Origin of the sequence: Streptomyces sp. NPDC090741, assembly GCF_044769045.1 — a bacterium.
Classification (GTDB): domain Bacteria; phylum Actinomycetota; class Actinomycetes; order Streptomycetales; family Streptomycetaceae; genus Streptomyces.
This window is the reverse complement of the sequence record NZ_JBIVXF010000023.1, coordinates 39,967-64,838: the sequence shown is the minus strand read 5'-3', so window position 1 is coordinate 64,838 and position 24,872 is coordinate 39,967. Positions and strand designations below refer to the sequence as shown.

At 68.6% G+C, this 24,872-nt stretch carries 23 protein-coding genes; 10 read left to right on the top strand and 13 right to left on the bottom strand.

From position 1 onward, the window contains the following. Positions 1-30: 30 nt before the first annotated feature. Positions 31-666 carry a hypothetical protein gene (locus tag ACIQU4_RS39140; RefSeq protein WP_403741648.1) on the bottom strand — a complete coding sequence of 212 codons (636 nt, stop codon included), beginning with the start codon at positions 664-666 and terminating at the stop codon, positions 31-33. Between the two features lie 442 nt (positions 667-1,108). Here ACIQU4_RS39140 and ACIQU4_RS39135 point away from each other — a divergent pair, with 442 nt between their 5' ends. From ACIQU4_RS39135 to ACIQU4_RS39120, 4 genes are all read left to right on the top strand, one after another. Beyond that, positions 1,109-1,519: a hypothetical protein gene (locus ACIQU4_RS39135; RefSeq protein WP_403741645.1), complete on the top strand. Its 411-nt coding sequence runs from the start codon at positions 1,109-1,111 to the stop codon at positions 1,517-1,519. After that, entirely contained in the window at positions 1,516-1,884 is a 369-nt protein-coding gene (locus ACIQU4_RS39130; RefSeq protein ID WP_403741642.1) for a DUF6247 family protein, read from the top strand. The genes ACIQU4_RS39135 and ACIQU4_RS39130 overlap by 4 nt, the downstream gene beginning before the upstream one ends. Continuing rightward, entirely contained in the window at positions 1,881-2,159 is a 279-nt protein-coding gene (locus ACIQU4_RS39125; RefSeq protein ID WP_403741640.1) for a hypothetical protein, read from the top strand. The genes ACIQU4_RS39130 and ACIQU4_RS39125 overlap by 4 nt, the downstream gene beginning before the upstream one ends. Positions 2,160-2,411: 252 nt before the next feature. Beyond that, positions 2,412-3,308: a hypothetical protein gene (locus tag ACIQU4_RS39120; RefSeq protein ID WP_403741637.1), complete on the top strand. Its 897-nt coding sequence runs from the start codon at positions 2,412-2,414 to the stop codon at positions 3,306-3,308. Positions 3,309-4,520: 1,212 nt separating this feature from the next. Here ACIQU4_RS39120 and ACIQU4_RS39115 read toward each other — a convergent pair. The 3 genes from ACIQU4_RS39115 to ACIQU4_RS39105 form a co-directional block, all read right to left on the bottom strand. Continuing rightward, positions 4,521-4,712 (bottom strand): hypothetical protein, encoded by a 192-nt coding sequence (locus ACIQU4_RS39115; protein WP_403741635.1) that lies wholly within the window; start codon positions 4,710-4,712, stop codon positions 4,521-4,523. A 634-nt stretch (positions 4,713-5,346) separates the two neighbouring features. Then, a complete protein-coding gene (locus ACIQU4_RS39110; RefSeq protein WP_403741632.1) occupies positions 5,347-5,601 on the bottom strand; it encodes a hypothetical protein in 255 nt (84 codons plus the stop codon). 50 nt (positions 5,602-5,651) lie between these two features. Beyond that, positions 5,652-6,893 (bottom strand): helix-turn-helix domain-containing protein, encoded by a 1,242-nt coding sequence (locus ACIQU4_RS39105; RefSeq protein ID WP_403741738.1) that lies wholly within the window; start codon positions 6,891-6,893, stop codon positions 5,652-5,654. 883 nt (positions 6,894-7,776) lie between these two features. Here ACIQU4_RS39105 and ACIQU4_RS39100 point away from each other — a divergent pair. Then, the gene (locus ACIQU4_RS39100) at positions 7,777-8,874 is read left to right on the top strand and encodes a NaeI family type II restriction endonuclease (protein ID WP_403741629.1); all 1,098 of its coding nucleotides are present in this window, start codon (positions 7,777-7,779) and stop codon (positions 8,872-8,874) included. A 285-nt stretch (positions 8,875-9,159) separates the two neighbouring features. Here ACIQU4_RS39100 and ACIQU4_RS39095 read toward each other — a convergent pair whose 3' ends face one another. The 9 genes from ACIQU4_RS39095 to ACIQU4_RS39055 form a co-directional block, all read right to left on the bottom strand. After that, positions 9,160-9,297, bottom strand: coding sequence for a hypothetical protein (locus ACIQU4_RS39095; RefSeq protein WP_403741626.1), 138 nt, complete (start codon positions 9,295-9,297; stop codon positions 9,160-9,162). A gap of 168 nt (positions 9,298-9,465) precedes the next feature. Beyond that, positions 9,466-9,870, bottom strand: a complete 405-nt coding sequence (locus tag ACIQU4_RS39090) for a DUF5958 family protein (RefSeq protein ID WP_403741624.1) — start codon at positions 9,868-9,870, stop codon at positions 9,466-9,468. Continuing rightward, the gene (locus ACIQU4_RS39085; RefSeq protein WP_403741621.1) at positions 9,867-10,526 is read right to left on the bottom strand and encodes a Fic family protein; all 660 of its coding nucleotides are present in this window, start codon (positions 10,524-10,526) and stop codon (positions 9,867-9,869) included. The genes ACIQU4_RS39090 and ACIQU4_RS39085 overlap by 4 nt, the downstream gene beginning before the upstream one ends. Beyond that, positions 10,523-11,194: a hypothetical protein gene (locus tag ACIQU4_RS39080; RefSeq protein WP_403741618.1), complete on the bottom strand. Its 672-nt coding sequence runs from the start codon at positions 11,192-11,194 to the stop codon at positions 10,523-10,525. Before ACIQU4_RS39080 ends, ACIQU4_RS39085 begins: the two co-directional genes overlap by 4 nt. 120 nt (positions 11,195-11,314) lie before the next feature. After that, positions 11,315-12,049: a type I-E CRISPR-associated protein Cas6/Cse3/CasE gene (cas6e, locus tag ACIQU4_RS39075; protein WP_403741615.1), complete on the bottom strand. Its 735-nt coding sequence runs from the start codon at positions 12,047-12,049 to the stop codon at positions 11,315-11,317. Then, positions 12,031-12,876 carry a type I-E CRISPR-associated protein Cas5/CasD gene (gene cas5e, locus ACIQU4_RS39070; protein ID WP_403741612.1) on the bottom strand — a complete coding sequence of 282 codons (846 nt, stop codon included), beginning with the start codon at positions 12,874-12,876 and terminating at the stop codon, positions 12,031-12,033. The genes cas6e and cas5e overlap by 19 nt, the downstream gene beginning before the upstream one ends. Continuing rightward, positions 12,873-14,207: a type I-E CRISPR-associated protein Cas7/Cse4/CasC gene (locus ACIQU4_RS39065; protein WP_403741609.1), complete on the bottom strand. Its 1,335-nt coding sequence runs from the start codon at positions 14,205-14,207 to the stop codon at positions 12,873-12,875. Before ACIQU4_RS39065 ends, cas5e begins: the two co-directional genes overlap by 4 nt. Positions 14,208-14,220: 13 nt before the next feature. After that, positions 14,221-14,877 (bottom strand): type I-E CRISPR-associated protein Cse2/CasB, encoded by a 657-nt coding sequence (gene casB, locus ACIQU4_RS39060; protein WP_403741607.1) that lies wholly within the window; start codon positions 14,875-14,877, stop codon positions 14,221-14,223. Continuing rightward, positions 14,874-16,412, bottom strand: a complete 1,539-nt coding sequence (locus ACIQU4_RS39055; RefSeq protein ID WP_403741735.1) for a type I-E CRISPR-associated protein Cse1/CasA — start codon at positions 16,410-16,412, stop codon at positions 14,874-14,876. Before ACIQU4_RS39055 ends, casB begins: the two co-directional genes overlap by 4 nt. Positions 16,413-16,528: 116 nt before the next feature. Between ACIQU4_RS39055 and ACIQU4_RS39050 the strand changes: the two genes are divergently transcribed. From ACIQU4_RS39050 to ACIQU4_RS39030, 5 genes are all read left to right on the top strand, one after another. Continuing rightward, the gene (locus ACIQU4_RS39050; protein WP_403741605.1) at positions 16,529-19,504 is read left to right on the top strand and encodes a CRISPR-associated endonuclease Cas3''; all 2,976 of its coding nucleotides are present in this window, start codon (positions 16,529-16,531) and stop codon (positions 19,502-19,504) included. Between the two features lie 234 nt (positions 19,505-19,738). Then, the gene (locus ACIQU4_RS39045; protein WP_403741603.1) at positions 19,739-20,035 is read left to right on the top strand and encodes a hypothetical protein; all 297 of its coding nucleotides are present in this window, start codon (positions 19,739-19,741) and stop codon (positions 20,033-20,035) included. A gap of 173 nt (positions 20,036-20,208) precedes the next feature. Next, positions 20,209-20,898, top strand: a complete 690-nt coding sequence (locus tag ACIQU4_RS39040) for a hypothetical protein (protein WP_403741600.1) — start codon at positions 20,209-20,211, stop codon at positions 20,896-20,898. 667 nt (positions 20,899-21,565) lie between these two features. Then, positions 21,566-22,750, top strand: coding sequence for a ParA family protein (locus tag ACIQU4_RS39035; protein WP_403741599.1), 1,185 nt, complete (start codon positions 21,566-21,568; stop codon positions 22,748-22,750). After that, entirely contained in the window at positions 22,747-23,805 is a 1,059-nt protein-coding gene (locus ACIQU4_RS39030; RefSeq protein WP_403741597.1) for a ParB/RepB/Spo0J family partition protein, read from the top strand. The genes ACIQU4_RS39035 and ACIQU4_RS39030 overlap by 4 nt, the downstream gene beginning before the upstream one ends. Positions 23,806-24,872: the final 1,067 nt, after the last annotated feature.

Sequence of the window (24,872 nt, the reverse complement as noted above, 5' to 3'; positions counted from 1 at the left end):
TTCTGGAGCACTTTCACCGATCGCGACCCTTCAGGTGAAACGTCGCATATCCGGTTCCCCATCAGCCTGTGGGAGGCATGCCAGCGCGTCGGCCAGCTGGCGTACGGACACGGCGCCGGCTTCCGGGAGGCCCGCCTCCGACCAGGCCCGCTGAGCGACGGCAGTGTCGCCCTCGGCAGCCGCGAGGACGTTCTGCTTCGCGCTGTTCTCGTGGACCGGGTCGGTATCGAGGCCGAAGTCGGCCAAGTGGACCACGATGCGCACCTCAAGTTTCGGATTCGATGCCATCCGCTCATTGAGGCGGTACACCCGTACCCGGTGGCCGATCAGAGCCCGAACCCGCTCGATCATCGCCCGCCCCGCCTCGGAATCACCGCGGTCCGTGCGGATCGGCTGCTCCAGCTCCCCCGAGGTGTTCCGCAACACCAGCACACCGCGCTTACTGGATGCCTCCACCCGCACATCCAGCAGCGTCGCCGTGAACTGCTTCGCCGCATCCAGCCGGGCAATGTCCTGCCCCACCGTGTCCCCCAGGACGTACAGGCTCACGGCACGGTCTCGGACCCGGTCGGTCCAATCGGCCTCCTCACCTGGCGGGCACGGCCCGACAGCATGGACAGCGGCAATGACAAGATCGAGGTCACGGGGATTCACGAGCCCCATCATGAACGAAGCGAATCGCCCTGCGGCATTGGAGGCCTCCCTCCCATTGACCACCGCCCCATTCAGCCACTTCCGACCAACGCGAAATGCCCCACTGAACGGGTCTGCGGGCAGGCGGGCGTCCCGATCACACCAAGTGGGAACAGGCGGGGCGGTGTCTCGTTTCCCCCAGCCTTGGCAACCCGAGCACCCCCTCACCACCCGGCCCGCCATACCGATAGGGAAAGGCCCTGCTCCCGACCAGGAACCGGACCGAGCGGCGGCACTGCCGACGGAGGCCGGATGTAATTCCCTGCAGTGCCGTACTCACCGTGCGGCTGCCCCCTGTGGCCCGCCATCCGCAGCCTGCCCCGTTCCGCCATTTTGGCGTAGACTCGGATGCGTCGGCGGCGCCGACCACCGGCGACCTTCCAGCAAGCCGGCATCTTTGAGGAGAGGAACCCCGATGACCCGTGCCGGGCGCCACACCCTCAAGCTCCACCGCGACGTCTGGGTCCGGGGCGCTGCCCAAGCCAAGCGCGACGGGCTGGCCGCCACCCGTGCCGTTCAGCACCTCCTCGCGGGATTCGCCTCGGGCACGATCACCATCGGTCCCATCTCCGGCGCCACCACCGGCACGTACCGCGCCAACGTCGAGATCCCGGACACCGTCTGGAACCGCGCCCTCGAACGCGCCGGCCTTGCCCGGGCACAGGTATCCGGACCAGTGCCCGCGGCCATGGCGGACACCGCCCTCGCCCCCGACATCTCGACCCTGTGCGAGGTCCTCATCCAGGGCTACGCCGATGGCGGGATCACCCTGATCGCCCCCTCGGGCACCGTCCGCATCGAATCCCAACGGAAGGCAGCGGCATGAGCACGGCACCCGAATCCGGCCCCGAAGCAGTCCCCCAGCCGGCCGCCCGGCCCGAGGACCTGCGGGCCGCCCTCGCCCGTCTCGCCCCTTCCCGCCTGCCCGAGTTCGACGCGGAACGTGCAGCAGCGGTCGCGCAGGCGCGCGCCGAGGTGTCGCCCGCCCCCCTCCACCGCCTCGTCTCGTACTGGGCCGTGGAAGTCGCGCACGCCCGCAACCCCCAGCGGCTCGCCCGCCTGCGGGATCTGGAGCACCGGGCGCAGAGCGCCGACGACGCAGACCTCCCAGGTGTCCTGTCGCAGATCCGCATGATCCTCCTTGAGGTGCACGCCGAGGCGGGGTTCACACGTCAGGGCGACAGCCGGTGAGCGACCTCGACTGGAGCTGGGAGTACGAACCCGGCGAAGCCCACGTCACCACCGGGCTGGCGGTCTCCGTCATCGCCGAGGCCGAGCAGGTGCTGGCAGACCTGGTCGAGCTCGCCGCCATGGGCGTCGACCCGACGACCACGGGCCGCGGACCGGCCGACGGCGGCGTCCGCCGCATCGACCTCCCCAGCGGGGGCTGGATGTACGTCCTGCCCATCCCGCGCCGACGCACCCTGTACGTCACGGCCGTCATGCCGCCCTTCCACCTCCTGTGACCTGGCTTCGTACCGTTGCCCGGCATGCCCGAGTGAGCCAGGGCGAAAACGACGACGCCCGTGCCTTGGCATGACGAAATACCCAGGCCAGCCAGCCCTTCCTGTGACGCCACCATCGACTCCCGAGCCATACCCGGGCTGCGTAGTTGACTACCTGCGCCTGAGCCGTCCATGACGAGCTGCCGGGTCCGGCTGCGACGGCAGATCGGCTTGCGGCGTATTCCTCCGGGCCGGATGCTTACCCTGCGTTCCATGGAACTGGATGCTGAACTCAGTGCTCTAGCAACCCAAGAGGACCTGCCCGCTGACCTGGTGCGGCGCCTGCTCCAGCACCCGGGAGCCCGGCGCTCTGTCGCGTTGCTGCGCCGGGACCTGACTGATGAACTGATAGCGGAGATCATCGACCTCGGCTCCATACGGACTCTCGCCGCGAACTCCTCCCTGCCCTCTCGGATCAGGGCCCGCTTTGCGGAGCATCCGGAGCCGGCCGTTCGGTGTGCGGTCGCGGCGAGCGTCAGAGATGAGCCGCTGGGGCTGCTGGCCCGCCTGGCGGCCGACCCGGATCCTTCCGTCCGGTCGTTCCTTGCGATGAACGAGCATCTGCGGGCGGAGTTGCTGGCCCTCCTGGCCGCAGACTCGGAGGCAAGTGTGCGGTCGTCTGCCATCCAGCGCTGGCGCGATGCTCCGGACGACGTTCGCAGGATGTTGCTGACGGATACCGACCCAAACATCCGCAGCGGCAGTGTTCGGGCATTCGCCCCTCCCACAGACCTCCTGCCCGGACTGCTGGCAGATCCGGCGACCCGTGCTGCCGCGGTCGCGCATGCCGTACCGACCCCTGAACTGGCGGCCGACCCGGACTCCGATGTCCGGGAGGCCGTCGCCGCGCACCCAGACCTTCCGCCTGGTCTACGTGACCTGCTGGCAGGGGACCAGGACATCTTCGTCAGGAACGCGATCGCGGCCCGGGCGGACACCCCGCCAGCGCTGCGTGAACGGCTTGTGGCCACCCTGGAGTCCGACAGCCCCGTTGCTGAGTGGATGCTGTCGTTCAGTCGCGGCACCCGCACTTGCCCCCCAGCAGCACCGGCCCCGCCAAATCTCACGCGGCAACAGGCAGAATCCTTGCTCGCTCAGGCCGGGCTATAAGCGTGAACTCCTGCGGTCAAGCTGCCTGGGGGGGGCAGGACGGCCATGGATGGTGAGTGTGTGGTGCGTCCTTCGCGACCTCGGCTGATTCGCCGGGTCATGCGTGGCGTCGTCGGCGAATTTCGGGTTCTGGCACACATTCGTGAACGATCTCGACTCGGACTCCACAAGCCGCTTGTCTCCGTTCCCCCTGGACGGCGAGCAGACTTCCCCGACATCGCCCTGCGTATGGCGGGTCACCGGCGGCAGCCTACGTGTGCGGTACGTCGTGCCCTGCGGTAGGCCTTCCCTTCAGCGGCCCGGCTGCGCGAGGGTCAGGAAGTACAGGCCCCGCAAAGTCCCGCTGTGGTCTCGGAAGGCCACGCTGCCGCGTCAGAGCCGTTCACCGCAGACGAGCCTGCGGACGCGCCGAGAAATGGGGCCCATCCCCGCGGGTGCGGGGAGCAGGCGCTCGTCTTCCGGGCACCCGCGACCCTGACGGGTTCATCCCGGCGGGTGCGGGGAGAGAGGTCTTCGCAAAGGGATTAGGCCAGCGCCCAGGGTTCATCCCCGCGGGTGCGGGGAGCAGTCCTCCGATGGCTCCATGGACCTGCTTCGCGAGGGTTCATCCCCGCGGGTGCGGGGAGCAGGCTTTCTGACCTCTGACTCTATGCACGCGGCGGGCCGTTCACGGGCGCTTTCACCGAAACCAGCAAACGACCCATAAGCCCGATGAAGTTGCAAAGAGCCTCGCTGGCCACGCCACTGGACAGGGCCGCCCACCGCCGAGCCCTGATCACCCGATAGTCCACCAGCTGCCGCGTCACCGATGCGCGGACCCGCTTCCCCACCCATCGCACCCCGCTCCAAAGCGGTCCACGACGAGCTGCGCCGTACTACGGAGGGCGTGGTGGGCGCAGCTCACCGCGGTCGATCCCCGGCACCCCGCGTCCGCGCCGTCGCGTTGTCAGCCCTTCCCAGCCGCTGCCCACATCCATCGCCGTCTTCATCCCCGCTCCCGCTCCCGCTCCCGCTCCCGCTCCCGCTCCCGCTCCCGCTCCCAGGACGTGCCGCTGGATGCCCTCGAGCTCGCACGTAGTGAGGGGGAGGTTCTCCTGCGGATGCGGTGCCGGGCAGAAGCGGTCCCAGGCCGTGCGCTTGCGCGGTGCATCGATCGGGTCAACCGGCACCGGGAGGACAAGCCAGGCGGGTTCGGCAGTTTCGGCAGCCTGTTCACCCAGTGCCGCCCGGACGAGTCGGGCGAGCCTCACGTACGCCAATCGCCGAAAGGTACTCGTCGCCGACATCGGCAAACGGTTCCTTGCACGCCAGTTCTTCCAGGATCCGCCTCCGCCGTAACTCCTGCTGCGGCGTGCACACGGGCAGCCGGCCCGGTTCCTCCGCCCTGGTGTGCTCCATGGTCATCGTCCCCTCCCTCTGTCGCGTACCACTACGCGGCGATCGGTCCGAACACGATCGGCACGATCAACGCCTGCAAGATCCGTTGTCTCCGGCCCGGCGGCCTACAAGGGGGCGCTGCCGCGCCCGGGACGCGGCCGACGACGCCATCGGCGGTGTCAGGGGGCATGCCCGGCGGCTAGCGCCGTTTCGAGCACCGCACACCGCTGTCGGCGCATGGCTTGGCGCCTGCTCATGGGTCACCTTCTGGATGTCCCGTATCAGGGCCTGCCGCTCACGGCCGGAGCCGAGCCGGACCCATACGTATGCCTGGTCGGCATCGACTCCGGCCCACCCCGATCCCACCTGAACCACGCGTCCGGTGATCGGCTCCGGTATCTCGCGCCCGCGGTCCTGCGGGTCCACGTACGAGGTACCCGAGACCAGATCGCCGACCCGGTACGGCGCAGTGCGACGCGGTACGGCCATGGTGATCACCGCCCCTTCGGGGGCCTGCCGGCCAGGCTGCAGCGGATATCCTTGTGCGCTTGGACGCTGGCCAGGAACCGGACCAGGCCTTCCGCAGCCCGCGCCTGGAGTTCCCGGCTGAGCCCGCCTTGTGGGGGCGGGATCGGGGAGCGCCCAGAGTCATTCGTGCGGCTCACCCCGCCGCCCCACTGCCAGGGTCTTCGGTGGCGGGGACGAGACTGACCCGGTGGGCGGCCCAGTCCGCGCCGCCGCCTTCGGGCCTCAGAAGGTAGACGCGAGTGCCAGTGTCCTCCGGCAGGGACACCACCACTCCGGTGCGTCCGCGGGTGATGTCGGTGGCAAGGTCGCCACGCTGTGGCCGCCAGTTGCCCGCCGCAGGGAAGGAGCAGCGGGGCGCGGCCTGGTCGATGGTCGGTCGCTCAGGCATGAGCAGACCGTAAGGGCCGGTATACGGGCCTATATGAATCCGGCGTATACCTACAGGTCATCCAGCGAAAATCGCTCCGACATGCCCCGCAGCTTCTGACGGGTCAGCTGTCGCTCGGCGTATACGAGCTGCCGGAGGGTGGCACGGGCGATGGGGTGGTGGCGCACCAGTTGCGGGGCCAGGGCCTCCGCTGTCTCCAGCTCGATCAGAGCCTTGGCCCGGTTGCCGTCCCACAGCCATGCGCGGGCGAGGTCCATGTGGTGGTGACCCTGCCTGGATTTCGGCAGGGCGGCGATGTGGCCCGGATCGGTGTCCCGGTTCAGGCGCAGGGCCTCGCGTTGATTGGACATCTCCAATGCCACGTTGATCTCGTGGATCTGCACGTTGCCCATGGAGAACGTGAGCGAGTGCCGGTCAAACGGGGTGGGGCCAACGTGGGCATCGACCCGGTCGGCGGCCTCGACAGCGTGCCTCATCCGTGCCCGGGTCTCCCCCGCGTTCCCGTTCCGCGCGGCAGAGACAGCTGACCGTAGCTGAAGCGAGCCCCACACCCGCAGCGCCAGCGGGTCACCGTCGTCGTAGAGTTCCTGGATACCCGCCAGTGCCTTGTCCGCCAGGGCGAGGGCGTCGCCGTAGTCGGCGGTGGCCCACATGTCCCACACCCGCATCCAGTCCGCCACGGCCGGCAGGAGCGGGTCCCCGGAGCGCTGCGCCGCCCATACGACCCGCTCGCAGGCCAACGCCACCAACTCGGGCTGACCGAGGGCGTGCGCGGCGGTGTGAGTGAACTTGCAGGCGACCGCGTACACCGCGAACGCCTCCTCGCGCTCCCGGCCGACGGAGACCTCGGCCAGCGCACGGGACTCACGCAGGAGGTCCGGGACCTCCCGCAGGATCGCCGAGTTCGCCGCTGCATCGCGCAGACGGTGCAGGCGCCGCATCTCCTGCCACAGGACGGCCGAGGGGCGGGGGGTGCCGTCGAAGACCGGGGCGAGATCGTAGCGGCGCAGTTCTCGCATGATGGACGCTGCCGCTGCGTGCCAGCCCGCATCAGGCTCGGTCCCCGGCGCAACGCTGTACGGGCGCTGTATGAGCGTGTTCGGGTGGCAGTGCAGCGCGGCGGCCAGGGCGTTGATCAAAGTAGCGCGATCGAGCTCGATCTGGCCTTTTTCGACTCGGAAAGCCCAGGCCTGGGTCTTCCCGACCGCGGCTGCCAGATCGGCCTGCGTCTGGCCCACGTTCAAGCGCTGCCGGCGAATCCGCTGCCCGATAGCCTCTTGCTCCTCAAGCATCCGGAACTCCCTTCTCGGGTCGACACCTTGGACGGTACTCGCACGGCCCCCAGAGCGGACCATCACTCGGTGGAAGGCAGCGACGCGGTACATGGCGCGCTTCGGGATCCTGATCCGGTCACGCTTCTCCCTGAGCGTCAACATCACCTCGCTGGTGACGTCGTCCACCGCGATCTCTCGTCGGCTCGCCGGCACATGGGCGAGGCGTTTGCGGATGAACCTGAAGGCCGCTGCAGTGATGACCTTCTTACGCGTCGAGCGGTCCTCTTCCCCGAGAGTCTTCGCCGACGACGCAGGGCAGGGCAGGGCAGGGCAGGGCCAGCATGACCGGAACCACGCCGAGCGAGGAAGGCTGGAACCGTAGCTGAGGATCGCCCTCGGGATCGACCAGGGCAGAAACGCACACGGCGGCGCACACCAGCAGCGGGCAGGCTGCCGGCCAGCACACGAGCCGTCCGCGTCGGCCCAAGAGCCGAATGGATGCGGCACTCCGGGCCCGCCCTGCGGTGGAGACACACAACGGTCAGGACGAGGGCCACGAAGCCCGGGAAAGCCCCGGCCGGTACCCACTACCAGGCGTGCAGGTCAGCGGCCGCCAGGGTGTAACCGATCCAGGGAAGTCGGGCGCCACCGATCACCGCGGCGATCGCGGGCGGGATGGCCACGGCTCGCTGACACGAACCTGCGCCCTACTGACATCTACTCTGCGCCCGACGCCCGCACCAAGGCGCGGGGTCGCGGCGGCCCGGGACCGGTTCCCTGTCCTGGCTCCGAGCGGCTGCCGGGGCTGGGATCGGGACCCGAGTCTGCTCCGGCTCGTCCCCCCGGACCCTGCGACGGCGGTCCACCTCCACCCTGACGCCAGGCGGAGAAGAGCAGGGCCATGGCGGTGGTGGCTGACCAACTGGCCGCCGCCAAGCTTCGGTTCCCGTTTCCGCGCGCCGCAGCCGACCCCACACAGGGTGTGCGGAGTGCCGTCACCCCCGGCGCGGTGGACGAGGTCCCCGCAGCGGTGCGCTCCACCGACCCCGACCCTGGGGCCACGGTTCAAAAATCGTCTACCGGCTCTGGCCTCTTCGACGTGGCTTTCTCGGCGGTAGCGGATGCCTTGCGGGGCATGCGGGACTTCGAGGCGTTGACGGCGGCCGCCCTGCGCAGGGCATTCGACGGCGTGCTCGACGGCGGGAGAACAGGCCGGTTCGACGTCAACACGCTCGGTACGGCCGAGAAGGTCTACATCGCCACCAAGATCACCCACGAGCTCCTGGGCGCCTGGGGGTTCCAGCCCGGCCGCGGGACCGGTCTCCTCATCGGAGGCCAAGAAGTGACGTTGAAGGTCACCATGGGCCGGACGTGGACCATCGCGCCCGGCGAGGTCGGCACTCTGTGCCTGCTCGTGTCGGCCGACGACCAGCGCTCGTGCTGGAGTCTCGGGCTGATCAGGATCGAACCCGAACACCTGATCCGAGGGCTTGGCAACCGGGATGGCAAGCGTATGCTCTCCGCCGCAGGCCGCCAGGCCACCGCCTGGCTCTTCCCGGACGCGCCTCTGCCGGAGAACACCCTGCTCCACCTTCCCGCACCGCTGCGGGAGGAACTCTTCGCACCCGAAGCAGTCGGAGGCAGCAGCCAGGACCGGACGAACAGTCTGCTCAGGCTTGTCCAAGGCCGGGTACTCAACCGCACCACGATCCGCACCGTTGCCCTGTCGGAAGATGCCCCGAAGCGGGTCAGAGATGCCCGGAACGACCTGCGTCGAGAGGGGATCCTCGTACTCGGGGGCATGCGCCAGCACGCGGAGATCGCTCGCAGCCTCGGCCTGCCCGAACCGCGTAACGGCGAGTGGGTCAGTCAAAGAGTCACTCGCCGGCGCCCCGACCACGGCGGCTCCCCCAGCGTCACCTTGTCCGGCGAGGTGTGGACCGTAGCCGGGCCGGACGACCCGGTGGAGGAGGCCCCGAACCCCAACGCACGCCCATGACATCTGGGAGTCGGACCCTACTCCGCCGCCGTCCTCCGAAGAGTAACGGGCGAAAAGAGCGGGGGCCTCGCCTCAGGCGCCGCAGTCCAAGCTCTGCCGTACCGCCCTATCTCCTGCACTGACTTCTCGGCCTACTGAGTAAGTTGGGGGACGGAGTAGCAAGCGCAGTCCTGTGATACGGCCGCCGGCCTTCACCTTCGGGTCACCCCCGCGGGCGCGGCGAGCAGAAGCTGGCAACCGAACAGTAGGGGTCCAGCAGCGATCGTGCTGCTGGACCCCTGCCTGCTAAACGTCGTCGTCCCCGAACATCGCCACCAGCAGCGACCAGATGGCCTTGCCGATGACGTTGACCAGGACGGCACGACCGAGACTGGTCCCTGCCTTCGACGCCGTCCCGGGTGTGGTCTGCTCACGCTTGTCCACGCCCCTTCACCTCCCCTCGCTGTGCGAATGGACCGACCTCTGACGTCGCGAGGTTCTGGTCCCTATCGCAGGGCGCAGGCGCCCCAGCTCAGGAAGTGATGACGTGAGCGTACGGCGGCGCAGACTCCCATGTCTCCCAAATCCGGTAAGCCGGTCCGCGTTGATTGGTCACGTGCCATCAGCGGCAGGCAGGCTGTGCCACCAATGCCCGCACCCGTCGGAGCAGTAGCGTGTGCGGCGGCGTTCGTCGGCGATCGCGAGGACCGCGACCAGCAGCCGGAACGCCTTGCGGCGTTCATCGAGCGGCGTGAGGCCGGCGATCTTGCCCAGTTGCTGATAGACCGGGCCACGGGTGATCAGAACCGCCGGTGTATGCGTCGGGCGCAGTCCGGCACGGCGGATGCTCTCCGGTCCGTCCTCGGTGACGGCGCGCGCCTGAATGCAGTGGTGGCACAAGAACAGCAGGGTCTCGGACTGCTCCTGTGTGCTGAGGCCGTCGAACCACTCAAGGCCCTGTGCCATCGGGAGCAACCCTTGGGCGAGTTCGTTCAGCAGAACGTCGCGTCCGGTCATGACCGGCTCCCGTGGGACTGGCGGCGCGCAGCCGCGGTGATCAGGATCCCGAGCAGCGCCGCCAGATCGGCCGCGCCGTCGGTGTCGTCGGCCCAGCGGGTGGCCTGCAGCGGGTGCACGTCGAGCAGGAAGACGCCTTCTCGGGCCAGGAGGAAGGCCAGCGCCAGCATGGCTGCGCGGGCGTTGCCGTCGTCGAACGGATGGAAGAAGAGGACGTCGAGGTAGGTCCGGGCGGCGCGTGAGGGGAGGGGCACATCCGGACTGGTGCTCTCGGCCAGGCAGCGCTGGAACTCTGCGAGCGTTTCGGGCGCGAGGCCGTAGCGCTCTCGTCCGCCCTTCGCGAAGGCCGGCATCGTGCGGAAGTCCACGGTTTTGCGGTGCAGCACGGTCCGCTGCCAATTCACCATGAGGGGAAAGGTCAGCTCAGCGCCCTGCTGCGCGTCGGCGAAAACCCGGTCGAGAGAGGTCAGGACCCGCGCGGTCCCTTCGGCGTCGCGGCCGCCGCGCGTCGCGGTGAAGAAATTCCGGAAGCCGTCAGACGCCAGCGGCTCGGCGGCGATAGGGGGCTCGCCGCTCCAGCGCGGCCAGGAGATCCCCGTACGGATGCGCAGCCAGTCGGCGAGGGCGTCGTTCTGGCGGTCGGTCCCGGAGCTCATCGGCTTTTGCCGATGGTCCGGGCGAACCCCGAACTCACCGCGTCGACCACTGTGGCGTCCGGTGCGATCCAGCTATCGAACCGGCCGCCGACCGCAGTCTTCACGATCTCCCGGGCACGCTCCTCGTCGATGCCGTTGTAGGCGAGGAACCACCCCAGAACCTGCATGCAGTGCGTGTACCAGCCGCTGTCGGCCTGGGTCCGGTCGGCCACCGCGGTGACCAGGCGCGTGCACGCCCGCTCCCAGTGCCAGGGGTCCACCGCCTGCCCTCCAGGCTGCGCCGGCGGCGTGAGGGCAGAGAAGCGCTCCGCCAGGTCCTCAAGCCAGTCGCGCCATTCGAGCAGGGCCGCAACCACGAGCGGAGCCGTTGCTTCCTTCGTCGTCACGGAGTGCGAGGAACAGCACCACACCTCGACGACCCCGCCGTCGGTGTCGCCCTCGCCCACTGACCAATTCCACCCGCAGGCCCACGGTCCGTACTGGCCCACCAGGAAGTCGGTGACCGGTTGCAGGGAACGCCACCGGTCGTCTTCTACAGCATCGGCGTCGGGAAGCAAGGGCGCCACAAGACTGGTCAGTTCCCTCGCCGCATCGTCATCCAGCTCGAACGGATGCCGCAGCGGATCCACGTCTGTCCAGGTCAGGGTTTGCGCCCACAGCTCAGTCACCGCGCCACTCTGCCGTGCGCAGCCGCTCGAACGCCAACGCAATATCGAGCGGCAGCGCCCAGCAGCACCGGGACGCGATCTCCTTGGGTGGAGACTCCGATGCGGCAGATGGATCCGCTGTCAACGGGTGAGAAGCAGCCCGCAGCTGTATGCGCGGCCGTGCCCGATTCCTTCTGCCAGTGTGTCGGCCAGTGCCTGTGGGTCTGTGACCGTCAGCTTCCCACGCAGCTCGGCCCGGACGATGCGCAGGCCCTTGTGCGAGCCGGCGCTGGAGACGGTGGGAAGCATCCTCACGGCGAGTGCTCCTTCGTCGGCGGTGGCGCCGATACGGACGGTGCCCTTCGGGCCGGAGCGGGGCTCGCCTTCGGGCTGGAGCCGGCGCACGAACCATTCCTTGACGTGCTCCGGCCGAGTGTGGGCGACGCGCTTGCCCCGGACCTTCTCCGAGGCAGGTGCTTCCGTCGGAACGCTGCGGACCGGGTTGACCACGGTGCGGAACTCCATCACGTCGCCGACCCTGAAGGTGCGGTCCACGGTGATGATCCGCGGTCGGCTGGTCATGGCGGCCTGCGGTATGCGGGACCAGTCCCCCGGGACGCGCGACTGCACCACGATGACGAGCGCGGCTGCCTTCAGGTCCACCGACCAGGTCGACAGGACGCCCATCTGCGCACGCGCGTCGGCCTCGCCGTCTGCCACCCAGCCGCGGAAGCCGCTCATGACGGTGCGGTGCATCTCCTGGGCATCGACAAGGGACTTCGCAGCGAACGGATGGCGCGCATCGAGTGTGAGCACGCTGTGGGTTGCGACGAAACGGGCTGCAGCGGTGGTCCGGGTCACAGGAGGACGTCCCATCCAGTGGCGGTCTCGGCGATCGTGATGCGGGCGCGAGTCTCCCAGCGGAGCGTGTGGGCTCGCTCGTCCGCCTCGAAGGTGACGGGCTGGTCGTTGATCGGTGCCGCCTCCGCGTCGTCCGGCATGGTCTGGATCCAGGCCCAGGGACGGGGTTCGTCCGCTGCGTCGGGCAGCAGGGCCGTCTCCGCGAACACCTCTTCGATGGTGCCCTCGTGTACCCCGCATGCGAGAGTGCCGGACGGCGGGCATGATTTGCGGCCCAGCCACAGCAGTCGCTGCGGGTGCTCAAGTGCATGGGCGATCTTCTCGAGCAAGGCCAGGTCCTCGTGTTCGAGGGCAGCCAAGAAAGCGGCGTCGGCCAGGTACCAGCGCTCGGTGATCAGCGCGTCGCGGGCGAGTTGCTCCGAGATCAGACCTCCGGAACCAGCGTCCTTGGCGATCTTCTTCGGGGCGCCGTACCAGTTGGCAAGCTCGTGGTGCCCGAAAGCAGTGCCGGTCTGCGCCTCCATGGAGCGGGAGACGGCCGCCGCCCTGCGATGGTCGGTGATGATGTCACGGGGCCGTACGGGGAACCTGCCTGCCCCTACGGTGTGGTAGTCCCGTACGGGTACGCCCGGCCGATCGGCGCGCACGCCGAACCGGAGCTCGGCCAGCGGCAGGTCCTCGGCACACAGGTCGGCCGTCCGGTCCAGCCCGAGCGCGGCCGCACACAAGCCGATTACCCCGGACTTCGTCGGTCGGCTGTGTGTATCGCGGCGGGTGAAGTGGGAGACCAGCCCCCAGGACTGCAGAGGACCCGCCAGGCGGATAAGCAGGACGTGCGTCACGCCGTCAGCTCCTCGACGGTCACGACTTCCTTCGCGTCCAGCTTCCCCTCGGCCTTGAGCTCCCCGAGCACGGCGTTGGTGTCGAGGTCGTAGGTGAGGACGTTCCCGGGCCGGATGTCGGTGCGCCGCTGAGTGACGAAGCGGTGGTGCTCCAGCAGGCGGCGTACGGCGGCTGCGCCGGCCGGCCCGTCGGTCAGCTCGTCGATGGGCCGCTGGAAGGCGCCCGCGTAGTTGAAGGGTCGGTCTCCGTCGAATGCTAGGACGAGTCCCGGCAGGGTTCCGGTGGATGCCGTGGAGTTCCTCTTGGCTTCCGGGAAGGCGTCGACGAAGGAGTTCACGAACTCCTCCTCAGCGGCGACGGCGGCTGCCTCGGCGTCGTCCGCCTCCATCCCGGCGGCTTGCAGGTTGCGCCGCAGCCTGACCCGGTCGAGGACCGCATGCCGGTAGAAAGTGCCCGAGATGAGCGACTGGTAGCCGGTCATACCTGCGCCCGCATCGTCGGCGGCATCAAGGAAGTCGAGCGCGTTCGCCTTGCGGTCGAGCTTGGCGTCGTCGGCGGCGGCGAAGAAGTCGTCGACCTGCTCGGCCTCGTGCACCGTGAAGGCATGACTGCTCTGGACAGCCCCGTCAACGTTCGGGGAATCCGCGACCTCCGCGAGGAAGCGGCCGTACAGCGCGATGTCGATGGCGTCCCGGGGCGCCAAGGCCGTCAACACGGCAGTGCGGGTCGCCTTCGGCAAGGGCACCCTTTTGGCAGCCGCGTTCTCAGCGGCATCACCCTCCTGCTCCTCGTCCGCGGGCTTCTTGCCTTTCTTGCGCTTATCGGCCTCCGTCTGCTGCGCGGCAGCGAACTCCTGCGCCCAGGCGGTGATGGACTCCGCTTCGGCGGCGAGGTGCCCGGCGATACGGGTACCGGCGTCCGAGGGCGCGAACACCAACACTTTGGTCAAGTTGGCCACCGTCTTCTTCACGGGGTCCCCGAACTTCAGGTTGAGGGCTTCGAGAACCGCGCGTGCCGTACGCAGCGCCGACTCGTACTCCCATCCGTGGTCGTTCTCCAGGCTCCGGGCGGTGATCAGCGCCCATTCCCGGGTGCGGACGCCCATCGCGTGGCCCTTCAGAGCGCCGACACCCGAGTTCGCCCGGTTGCGGGCGTGGACACGCTCGGCACGGCGCCGGGCCTGACTGGTGATCATGTGGCGTTCGACGCCGCCGTAGACGATGGCCTTGGGCGCGCCGTTCTCATCGCGTACCGGCAGAACGGCGGCGACGGTCTCCAGGAGGTGGAGGGAGAGGAACTGGCGGCCGGAAAGGCTGGGCTGTGTGCTCACGTGTCGCGTCCTTCTAGGTGTTCTGGTCGGTGGGCACGGAGGTCGTACGCGCGGCCGTCTTGCGCAAGGGTGACCTGGTGGCCCGCCACGGCTTGTGGAAGTCGACAGCCCAGCGGTAGCGGATCTTGGCCTCCCGATCGGTCCAGCGGACCAGGTCCTCGACGAGCTGAGACCAAGACGGCGGGGGCTGCTCGCACGAGCGCAGCCGGGCGACTGCGTGCTGGAGGTGGCGCCACGGGATGCTCCGGCTCGACACGACGCGGGCGTTCAGGCGGGTGGCGCCGGCATCCTTGGGGCCGCGCCCGATGCGGCTGCCGATCCTGCGCATCGCGCCGCCCAAGGTGTCGTAGCCCTTGTGCGCTCGATCCGCTCCCTGGTGGTAGACGGCGAAGAGGAACGCGACCCGCTCGTAGATCTCACGCTGTTCCTCGACCGGGGCGTACCAGCCGGCCCGGATATGAGCGTCTTCCTTCACCCGGGGCCGGCGCAATTCGGCGAGTGTGCCGTTGTCCCTGTTACGGACGAGGCTGTTGAGCCATCGAGCGAGCTGCTCGGACGGCGGGTGTTCGGGTGGGAGAGCGGCCTGGGTCGTCTCCGGGTCCTGTTCAGCCCCCGTTTCTTGCTCGCTCTCAGGCCCGTCGTCGGCGTTGGCGTCGGTCGTGTTGCTCACGGCCGCTTCTCCTTCGGCTTGAGCTGGTCGGGTGCCTTCGGCTTCCCGAACTCGGATGCCAGCGTCCGCAGAGCGTCGGCTCGCGCCTGGAAGCCGCGCGCGTTGGCGGGCAGGGAGTCGAGGCGGCGTTCGAGGAAAACGGTGGCGGACTCGGCGAGGGTCGCTCCGTAGACCTGGAGGCTCTCCGCCACGGAGGCTCCGGCCACGACCTTGTCCAGCAGGATGTGGAAGGGCTGTTCGGTCGCCGCCCAGTGCTCCGGGCGGGCGTCGAAGCGAGCGGTCTGCAGCTTCTTGTCGGCGGGCTTGGGGTTCGGGTAGGCGATCTTCCAGGCTGCCTCTGCGGCCTTCACCAGGGATGCCGCCACGTACTCCGCGAGTTGTGACCCGCTGTGGGCCGCGTGCCGAAGTTCCTCTTCGCGGCCGGGGCGGTAGGGGAAGCTGTCCGAGAGCCAGCTCAGGGGAGCCGTCTTGTTGGCGATCAGCCCCACCGCCCACAAGGAGACGGGTCGTTCGGTGAGTGTGGCCAGGCGGTGGTACAGGTCGAGGCGCTTGTTGCGGTCGGCGACGGCCGCGTACAAGGCGTGGGCCTCGCGCCACAGGGCCCGCGCCGGTGACGGTGCCAGCGGCTTGGCAGTGGTGCCGGTGCCCGTGTACACGGCGTCCTGGACGAGGGAGTCGGGAAGCGGAGCGAGCAGTTCGCCGGCTCCTATGAGGACGCGGTCCACGCCCGTCTCACCATTGTCCAGTGTGCAGGGGCTCAGGAGGATCGAGCGGCCCAGCACGCTGTGCAGGTCCGCGGGACCGTCCACGGGCCGACCGTCGGGCTTCACCTCGAAACCCCTCCGCGGGAGGCTCGACACCGTCCACGTGTGGTTGAACGTCCCCCGGCGTACGGCGGGGGCGAGGTTGAGCCGGAGGGTGTCGCCGAGGGTCTCACCGAGCGCGATCACCCGGATGCGGGCCCCGAGGCGCCCTGTGGCCAGGTTGGTGATGGTGTCGCCCAGGGTGGCTTTGCCGGATATGCGGGCGCGGCCGCTGAGGCCGTAGGCGTGCTGGGTGAGCATGGCACGGAAGGCCCGCTCGGCTGTGAGGGGTTGCGGGTGTGCGAGGTGGTGGTGGTCGAAGAGCTGGTTGTAGTCACCGACATGCTCGATGACGAGCTGGGCGGGCCCGACGCCGTGCTCGCCCATGTACGGAGCGAGCAGGGAGTTCTGTCCGAGTGGCATCGTGGCATGGAAGAGGTTCCAGCTGTCGTCGGGTTCGTCCTCAAGCCACTTCACAGCCAGGTCGAAGGGCTGCCGGCTCTCGACCGACTCCAGCCACCCTTCGGGAACCGGTGGGTTCGACTTCGACGCGTAGCAGATGGCCATCAGGAACTCGAACAGGGCGACCGTCTCCCCGGGGGTGCTGCCTGCCAGCGTCTTGATGTCCTCGTCGGCGGTCCGGAACACCTGAAGCAGAGTCCGCGACTCCGTCTTGCCCCCAGTCGTCACCACGGGTATGCAGGGGTGGACGCGGGGGTCCCACCAGGGCACGGCCTCTGCCGACGGTAAGGCGGATGGTTCGGCCAACGTGCTTATTCCCCCGATTTCATGACGTGCTGCCGTGATCGAAGCGAAGCTAACACCGCGGATGAACGAGGGGGACGCGAATGGCGAAGTCGGTTGGCAGAACGTACCGGTGGGTGTGGGGCAAGACGCAGGACCGGTGGAGGTACCGCGACGGGCAGCGGGGCTGGAACCCGTTACTGGCCCACCTGCTCGACACGGGTGCCACGGCTCAGGAGCTCTGGGACCGCTACCTGCCGGACAACGTCCGCGCCGTGCTGACGGAGGCGTTCGGCGGCGGTGACGCCGCCACGGCTCGCGCAGTCGTTCCGTTCCTGGCCGCGCTCCACGACCTCGGCAAGGCGGCCCCCGCGTTCCTCGACCAGTTCGACCGTGGGGACAACCGGTCCTACCTGCGCAAGGCTCGAACCTTGTGGGAAGAAGAGGCACGCTCCCACGGCGTTCCGCTACCAGCCACGTGGGAGGGGCTGTACTGGGCACACCACCAGCACATCACGGCGGCCACGCTCCCCCGCCTGCTCGGCTGCGACTGCCCCGTCGCCAACGGCCAGCGCTGCAGGGCACCGGAGCACCAGGGCCTGCACACCGTCGCGTACGCGCTGGGCGGACACCACGGTCATGTCCCCGGCGCGGAGACCGTCGGTACGGCGACCATCGCCAGCGGAGGCGAGAACTGGGACGACGTACGAGCAGACCTCGTCGAGGTGACGGCCGCCATGCTGGGAGTCGACCTGCGGCGCCTCGCGGCAGTGGTGGCCCCGGTCAGGCCCGCGGCGCTGATCCACCTCACGGGGCTGGTCATCATGAGCGACTGGATCGCCTCGAACGACGGCAGGTACCCGTACGCGGACCCGGCCGACTCGGACGAGGAATGGTGGCAGGCGGCCCAGGACCGCGCCAGGGAGGCCTTGACCTCACTGTCCCTCGACAGATGGAAGCCGACCGAGGTGACGTGGCAGCAGCTTTGGCCCGGAACCGAACCGCGTCCCGTCCAGTCCGCCGTGATGGACCTGATGCCTGCCACAGGACAGGCGCTGGTCGTAGTCGAGGCCCCTTCGGCCTCGGGCAAGACCCGTCTCGCCCTGTGGTGCGCCCACTACCTGGCGTCCCGCAACGGCTATCAGGGGCTCTACATCGCCATGCCCACGAAGGCGGACACAGGCCGGATCGCCGAAGAGGTGAAGCAATTCATGCGGGCGGCGGTGGCGGACGGGGACGCCACCCTTGCAGTGGTCCACGCCGACGCCATCGAGCACCAGATCGTCTACGACCTGATCGAGGCGGAGCGGCCGGCCCAGGAGAATCGCTCGCCCCTCGACGCACTGGCAGCAGGCATCCTCAATACCCTGGAGTCCGACGAAGACGAGCACGATCCCGGACAGCCTCCGGCGGCGGGCGAGCACCGCGGGCGCGGCAGGGCTGTCATGGACCCCTGGTACCTGAACCGGTGTGTGGGACTCATGGCCGCCTTCGGGGTGGGCACCATCGATGAAGTCATGCTGGCCGCTCAGCCGTCCAAGCACTGGATGCTGAGGCTCTTCGGGCTCTCGTGCAAGACCGTGATCATCGACGAGGCGCACGCCTACGAGCTGTACCAGCAAGACCTGTTGGGCACTGCCGTCCAGTGGCTCGCCGATGCGGGCGCGTCCGTCGTCGTGCTGTCCAACGCCCTGCCTGCGGCGGTACGAACGGCGCTCACCGCGTCCTGGTGCGACGGCCTGCAGGTACAGGCCTCCGACGCAGCTGACGAAGGCCCGGTCACGGTCATCGACGCAGCCGGACTCGTCAGACGGGGCGGTCCCCTGCCCGCCGAAGACCCGCAGAGCGTCGTGACCGTCCGCCTCCGGAACGAGGAGGATCCGGCCGCCCTCGCCTCGGAGCTCCTGGGCAAGGCGCGCAACGGCGGCTGCGTGGGCGTGGTGCGCAACCGGGTCGACAAAGCCGTATCCCTGTACCGGGCAGCAGTCGCGAACGCAGCGGCCCACGGCTGGGAAGAGTCGGAAATCCTGCTGCTGCACGAACAGTTCCAGATGCATCAGCAGAGATCCACCGAGGACCGGATCCGTTCCCTCCTCGGGAACGGCGCTTCTTCCCGGCCTGACAGACTCCTGGTGATCGCCACGCAGGGAACGGCGCAGTCCGTGGACTTCGACTACATGGCGTGCGACCTGGCTCCGGTCGACCTCCTCCTCCAACGGATGGCCAGCCTCCACCGCAATGCCGAGAACACGGGACAACGCCGAGCCTGGTGCCGGCTTCCGCAGCTGGACGTCCTCTTCCAGGCCGATCCGCAAGAGCGCGGGCTCCCCCTGGTCGAACCGCCTCGTCGGCGTCCGCGACGCCGCGCAGGCAACCTCGACGGTTTGACCTACTCGCCGTACATCCTGGCCGCAACTTTCCGCACCCTCCAGAGTCGATGCGATCCGGAGAAGGGCATCAGCCTGTGCCTGCCCCGGGATGTCGCCGGGCTCATCTCGAGTGTGTACGAGTCTCGCCAGACAGGCGAAGGCGCTTGGGCGACGCTCCTGGACCGGACCTGGAATGCCTGGCTGATGATGCTTGCCGGGGAACGCCTTGCGGCTGACGACAACGGAGTACGCCCCTACGTCGAGGGCCACCCCGCAACGGTCCGATGGCTCGTCTCGGGCGAGCTGAGCGGCGCCGGCGAAAAGGGCGGCCTGGACGGGCTCCGCGCCCTCCCCCGGCTCAGCGTCCCCCCGGTGAACGCCGTGTGCCTCTATCAGCACGGCGAGGAACTGACCTACGACGCTGAAGGCACGCTGCGGGCCGAGTTCTACAGTGATCGACAGCTTAAGAAGGGGGTGCCCCCTGTGGTTGAGCGGCGGGTGAAGCGGAAGCTCCTGCTGCACACGGTGTCCATGCCGGGGAAATGGTTCGAGGGGAATGGCAGGCTGCCGGTCCCGAAGGCCTGGCCCCGCCGGACATACAAACCGCTCGACCGCTCGACCGTCCTGCTCTTCGATGCCACGGGAGCATGCGTCTTCGGCCTGGCCGGCCAAGTCCACTACGACCCACGGACCGGCCTGCGCAGACTGTGACACCGCGGCTGTCAATGTTCGCGGGCTGGGCCACCGCCATCCCACCGCCCCGGCTCTTGCCCGCGGACAAAAGCCGGGGCGTCGACGTTGCACGTCATGACAGCATGTGCCGCATGACGACCATCAGAAAGGTCCATGCCGCGTAGACGGCCAGGACACCTCCGGGCCGACTTCCCTCGGCAGCGCCGGTCGCACGCTGGAAGGCCGGGTATCGACGCTCTTTCCGGGCGCGCGGTGGCGGAGATCGCCCGCCTCGAGTACACCCGGAACTACCTGCAGCCAGGAGACGTCATCCTGGCCCTGGACCGGTGGAAGCAGTACGTGCGCGGCCCCAGGCGCCGATTGTGGGACGAATGCGAGTGGGGCCGCGTGCACTGGTACTGCTGCGGCAACCCCCTGGAAGGCCGTGCGCTCCTCGACCGCGTGCTCCTGGCCATGACACTGCGGAGCGCCCGCGAACTCCGGGCAGTCCTCGCCACGTACGACGCCCTCTGGATCACCCCGTACCCCTATCTCGCGGACCGAGTCTGAGCACGCACTCCCCCGCGGAGACCCCCGACTCTTGTCCGCGGACTGTATCGGGGCCAGGTCGCAGATGCTGTGCCTGAGATCAGCCGGTCCCCCAGCTCGCCGTTCGGCCTCGGTCTGGCGGGAGCTCGGGGGGGTACTTCGCACTGCGGAAGGTCATCCGCCAGGATGGCCGCATGGCGACCCCGTTCCCGGGGGGCCTGAGGCATGGGGGGATTGTGCAGTCGTTGCTCGCCGAGGTGTACCAGGACGCGGTCGACCGGTTTCTGTCGACTGTCGACTCGGTTATGAACAGCAACACCTTGCTGCTGAAGGCTGAGGCCGGCCAATCGCTGACCGTCGACAACCGGCAGGGGCTGCTGGACGCTTACCTGCGAAGCGACCTGTTCGAGCGGATGATGATCGAGGCCGACCGCCAACGTGGGTGGTACATCCTGAGCGACTTCCTCGACGATCCGGACGAGAGCGGGAACCCGACAGGCGAGGGTGCCCCGGTCAGGCTGCTGCGCGAAGGATGCCGAGCCGCAGTCGCACCTCTTCGAAAAGAAGAGTTCACCGGTCGGCTGCACTGGATGCTGGCCAAGGCGCCATCCCCGTACAACCGCCATCTTCCCGTGGACGAGTCCGCCCGGGTCATCGGGGATTTCCTCCACGAGGTGCTGGGCCCGGCAGGAAACGGCGCCGGTGCCACCGAGCGCGGGTGGGCGTACGCCTCTGTGGAGCCTGACTTCCTGCGCTCGTCGGGGTACTACACAGACGAGCCTCCGCTGTACCCCGTGTACTTCGACGGCTCCGTGAGCGATACCGCCACGCTCTTCCACCGAGGGCCGGTCTTCTATCTGCTGCTGACGAACGGCTCACCGTAGCCACCGTCTGACCCGCCCGCTCCGGAAGGAGCCAGCCCCTTGTCCGCGGACAGAAGTCGGTGGACGCTGGCCCATGCCGTCTCAGCCGCCTCCGAGACGCTCGGCTCTCCTTGTTGAACAGCGTCGAGCGCGCAGGGAAGACCGCAGGGAGCGCCGCAAGATGAGAGGACGCGTACGCGCGACACCTCGCTGCTCATACAGATACCCGCACCCAGCTACGGGTGCTCTCTGCGGCCTCGGATCTGACCGGCGAAGAACGCGGGCACCAGGCATTGACCGCGTACGGGGCCTGCTGCGCCCCACGGCACGAGCTTGCGGTGCTGGCCCCTCAACCGGTGCTGATGCCGGCGAAGGACATCGACCGGTGCGCTCGTGACCTTCGAGACCTCATCATCGACGGCGCGAACATCCCAGCCCAAGGCCGGGAGCGCATGCAGAAGCACCCCGACACTCCAGCCCTCGTACACACGGCGACGCGAGCCGGCCTCGGCACAGGTGCTGTCGGGGGCACGTCTGCCAGCCGACGGCGCGTGGGGGGTGCTAACGCCGTTAGCACCCCTCTGAGTGCTAACGGCGTTAGCACTCACGCAGGAACTGCCGCCGAAAATCGGCAAAACGAACCTTATGGATCACCGGAATCACGCACGGCGGCAGTATGCTGCCGTGCATGTCATCTCCGAACCCGGGAGCGGAGCGGGAGAAGCTCGTCTCCAAGCTGCCCGCCCACCTCCAGCAGGCCCTCAAGGTCCGTGCAGCGCAGCTCCAGACCGACATGCAGGACGCCGTCGCCCATGGCATCCAGGCATGGCGTGACTGCACCGACGAGCTGCCCGCAGTCAACACCGCCGGCGCTGATTCGTTCGGCACCTACCTTCCTGAAGGCCTCTACGAGGACTTCAAGACCGACTGCCGAGAGCGCGGTGTCTCCTACATCCAGGGGCTGGCGCAGTCCGTGGTCCTCTGGCTGGCCGACAACCCCGCCGACGTTCAGCGCAGCACCCGAAGAATCGTTGTCTGCAACCAGAAGGGCGGCGTGGGCAAGACCGCCGTATCCGCCGGCCTCGCCCAAGCCTTCGCGGAGGACCCGGCTGCCATCGGCGCGGCAGCCGATGCGGCGGTCAGCGGGCTGCGAGTCCTCCTCGTCGACTACGACCCCCAGGGCCACCTCACCCACCAGCTCGGCCTCACCGCCATTCCCGCTGGCGAGGAAAGCCTCATCACGCACATGCTCGACCGTCAGAAAGCCCAGCAGCCGCTACTCGACCTGACGGTCGCCATAAGCGGTGACCGGTTCGGAGGCCGACTGCGCATTCTGCCCGCCGCGTTCGACGCCTTCCTCCTCGACTCAGGGCTCACCACCTTCCGCGGCCCGCGTGAAGCAACCCTCGAGCGCGCCCTCGCCCCGCTTGAGGAACACTTCGACGTCATCGTGGTGGACTCGCCCCCCAGCCTCGGCCTCGCCATGGACGCAGCCCTCAACTACGGCCGCCAGCGGGCCGACGAGAAGCCCGGCTCCTCCGGCCTCGTCATTCCCGTGGAAGCAGAGGACACCTCAGCGCAGGCGTACGGGATGCTCATCCAGCAGATCGATTCCCTCTCGCGGGACTACGACATCGCCATCGAGCAGCTCGGCCTCGTCGTGAACAAATTCGACAGTCGGCGCGGCTACATCGCGACCTCGTCACTCGACAAGTGGAAGTCGCTGGGTACTCCCCCGGTCCTGGCCGTGGTGCCCGACGTCAAGGAACAGCGTGAGGCCGTCCGCAAGCAGCGCGCGCTGCTGGACTACGCGCCCGACTGCGAGCAGTCCCACCAGATGAGGCAGATCGCCCGAGGAGTGAGGACGGCGTGAGCAAGGCCGACATGCTGGGGGACTCTCCCACCTTCAACGCCGTAGCCCAGCCGATGAGCAGCCGCGCCGCATCCTTCGCACGCTTCTCCGGACAGGACGGAACCCCCGCAGAGCACGCTGCCGCCGGCCACAGCGGGACCCTGCGCGCTGCGCTGGACCAGCTGGCGCACAACCCCTACAACCCGCGTGAGGAACTCAAGTCTGTCGAGGACCTCGCCGACAGCCTCACCTCCCGGGGCGTCATTCAACCCCTCGCGGTCGTCACCCGACAGGCCTTCCTCGCTGCGCACCCCGGCCATGACGACCAGCTGGGCACGGCGGCGTACGTCGTTGTCGATGGCAACCGCCGCCTCGCTGCCGCGAACCTCGCCGGCTTGGACGATGTCCCCGTCCATGTCGACGACTCCCTCGCCCAGGACGCCGACACACTCCTGGAAACAGCCCTGACCGCTGCTGTCCAGCACGAGAACCTCGACCCGCTCGACGAGGCGAAGGCCCTTGAGCGGCTCGTCCATGTTCACGGGTCTCAGCGAGCCGTGGCCCGGGCGCTGGGCAAGTCCAGTCCCTGGGTAACCCAGCGCATCGCCCTGCTGAAGCTCACCCCAGAACTCCAGGAAGCGGTCGAAGACCGGAGCCTGCCGGTGGAGATCGCCCGTAACGTCGGACAGCTCCCCGCGCAGCAACAGCAGAGCGCTGTCGACGAGGCCCTTGCCAAGCGCGCCGAGACCAAGCGACGCAAGCGGACCACCCAGGGTGCTAACGCCGTTAGCACCCCGCCGCCCGAGCCCCTGCCTGCACCTGTCGTCGGCTCGGCCACGTCTATCAGCGTCGAATCTGATGGGGCCGATGTCAGCGACGTCGACAACCGGGAGGAGCAGGAGCAGTCCACCGAATCGCCCTCGCAGCCCACGCCCCACCTCGTCGACATCCGCTCCCTTCCCCGCGTGCCGTGGCACGACGGCAACGGGGTTGCCGACCTCATCTTCGACAAGATGGACGAGACACAGCGGGAAGTACTTCTCGAGCGGCTCTTGGCCGCACACGGTGACGGATAGCCGGCACCAACTTGATCGAGCCCGACCGGCTTGCCGGTCGGGCTCGTCACGTTTCGCCGGGGTGCTAACGGCGTTAGCACCCCCCTGCTCCAGTCCTCAACACGGCTTCGCGTATCGCCTGCGAGTGTCTGGTCTCAGCGAAGGTTGGTGAGTCTCACCGAACCTGGATCGGGCACCTGCCTGTCTCGTCGAGGTGTGACTGGCGGGGGTGGGGCCGTCAGCTCTGATTTCAGGCACCGCAGTTCGGCTTTCGCGCCGCCGGCTGGCAGGCATGTCACCCGTCCGCGTCTGCGCCCAGGTCGGCCTGCATCGCGGTGTGTACGAGGGCTAGAGCGTCGGGGTGCTTCTGCATGTACTCCCGGCTTTGGGTTGGGATGTTCGTGCCGTCGATAATGAGGTCCCGAAGGTCGCGGGCGCAGCGGTCGATGTCCTTCGCCGGCGTCAGCACCCATTGAGGGGCCAGAACCGCAAGCTCGTACCGCGGGGCGTAGCAGGCCCGCGTAGGCGGTGAATCCCTGGTGCCCGCGTTCTTCGTCGGTCAGACCCGGGGCCACAGAGAGCACCCGTAGCTGGGTGCGGGGTATCTGCATGAGCAGCGAGGCATCGCGCGTACCGGGCCGAGTCCGAATGAAGGCCGAGAAGGGCAGCTCGTCCAGCATTGTCGGCTCTGTTCCCTGCCACTGGGCCCACCGCCCCGGAACTGCGACGCAGGCCGCCGACAGGTGCGCCAGTGTTTCCCTCGGACGTGCAGTCAGCACTCGGCCGCCAGCCCGTCCTGCCGCAGAAGAAGCCCAGGAGCGGAACACCAGCGGACCGGGTACTCGTCATCACCCGTCCACATCGGGTAATCCGGGAGGGAGACCCGCTGGAAGATCCGCGGAATCTCGCTCACGACCTCGGTCGGCAACTCTCAGGCGTTGTAGAGAGGTCCGTCGCTGAACAGGCTCTCGGAGAGGACCAGCTCCACACACGCGAGCGAAACCCTGTCCATGAACGGCCGCCATCCCTCACGCGACTGGACGACGACAGGAGGGTCGGTCTTTCCCAGATCGCACAGGCGCACGCCC

Bases quoted from the DNA above. Each gene is read 5' to 3' on its own strand.
- ACIQU4_RS39105 (WP_403741738.1), bottom strand. From the start codon at position 6,893: ATGCTTGAGGAGCAAGAGGCTATCGGGCAGCGGATTCGCCGGCAGCGC.
- ACIQU4_RS39100 (WP_403741629.1), top strand. From the start codon at position 7,777: ATGGCGGTGGTGGCTGACCAACTGGCCGCCGCCAAGCTTCGGTTCCCG.
- ACIQU4_RS39115 (WP_403741635.1), bottom strand. From the start codon at position 4,712: ATGACCATGGAGCACACCAGGGCGGAGGAACCGGGCCGGCTGCCCGTG.
- ACIQU4_RS39120 (WP_403741637.1), top strand. From the start codon at position 2,412: ATGGAACTGGATGCTGAACTCAGTGCTCTAGCAACCCAAGAGGACCTG.
- ACIQU4_RS39130 (WP_403741642.1), top strand. From the start codon at position 1,516: ATGAGCACGGCACCCGAATCCGGCCCCGAAGCAGTCCCCCAGCCGGCC.
- ACIQU4_RS39035 (WP_403741599.1), top strand. From the start codon at position 21,566: ATGTCATCTCCGAACCCGGGAGCGGAGCGGGAGAAGCTCGTCTCCAAG.
- ACIQU4_RS39085 (WP_403741621.1), bottom strand. From the start codon at position 10,526: ATGAGCTCCGGGACCGACCGCCAGAACGACGCCCTCGCCGACTGGCTG.
- ACIQU4_RS39110 (WP_403741632.1), bottom strand. From the start codon at position 5,601: ATGCCTGAGCGACCGACCATCGACCAGGCCGCGCCCCGCTGCTCCTTC.
- cas6e (WP_403741615.1), bottom strand. From the start codon at position 12,049: ATGGGACGTCCTCCTGTGACCCGGACCACCGCTGCAGCCCGTTTCGTC.
- ACIQU4_RS39140 (WP_403741648.1), bottom strand. From the start codon at position 666: ATGATGGGGCTCGTGAATCCCCGTGACCTCGATCTTGTCATTGCCGCT.
- ACIQU4_RS39040 (WP_403741600.1), top strand. From the start codon at position 20,209: ATGGCGACCCCGTTCCCGGGGGGCCTGAGGCATGGGGGGATTGTGCAG.
- ACIQU4_RS39135 (WP_403741645.1), top strand. From the start codon at position 1,109: ATGACCCGTGCCGGGCGCCACACCCTCAAGCTCCACCGCGACGTCTGG.
- ACIQU4_RS39090 (WP_403741624.1), bottom strand. From the start codon at position 9,870: ATGACCGGACGCGACGTTCTGCTGAACGAACTCGCCCAAGGGTTGCTC.
- ACIQU4_RS39050 (WP_403741605.1), top strand. From the start codon at position 16,529: ATGGCGAAGTCGGTTGGCAGAACGTACCGGTGGGTGTGGGGCAAGACG.